Below are 534 nucleotides of genomic sequence, written 5' to 3' on the forward strand. Positions count from 1 at the left end.
AATGTCGAGCGACTTAGTCGCCTTATTCACATTAAAAACTTTGGGCAATCTCGTTACCGCAACAAAAAGCTCTTTCTTAATGTGCTTCCCAGAGCTGCAGAAATGCTGGCGAAGGACCTTTCATACAGCCATTTACTAAAGCAAGTGATTTGTGAGGCGGATTTGCGTCGCGAACAAATCGTGATGGAGTTAGTTGAATTAAGCGCAGGCGATGAGTCCTTTCTGTACAAAGCGACGAAAGAACTGAGTGACGGAGGCTTTAAACTTGCTATTGACGACTACGGCATTAATGCCTCAACCATCGAGCGAGTGAAATGCGTTCGACCAGACATCATCAAGATGGATCGTTCATTGCTGTTGAAATACGAAGACGGGGATTTTTCTGCGTTAATAGAAGCATTAGCGCTCGCGAAAGAACTGAGTTCAAAAACCGTTATCGAGGGAATTGAAACCGAGCATCAACTTAACTTAATGAAAAAACTCGGTTTCGATATGTACCAAGGCTACTTGCTTGCGATGCCTCAAACCCTAGAA

Annotated in this window: 1 protein-coding gene; it reads left to right on the plus strand. The window is 43.8% G+C overall.

Annotated features, from left to right (window positions below):
- Positions 1-534 (plus strand): EAL domain-containing protein (locus R8O10_RS27230; RefSeq protein ID WP_318192233.1); only part of this gene is annotated, 534 nt, incomplete at both ends.

Source organism: Vibrio sp. 1727 (assembly GCF_033344415.1).
GTDB lineage: Bacteria > Pseudomonadota > Gammaproteobacteria > Enterobacterales > Vibrionaceae > Vibrio > Vibrio alginolyticus.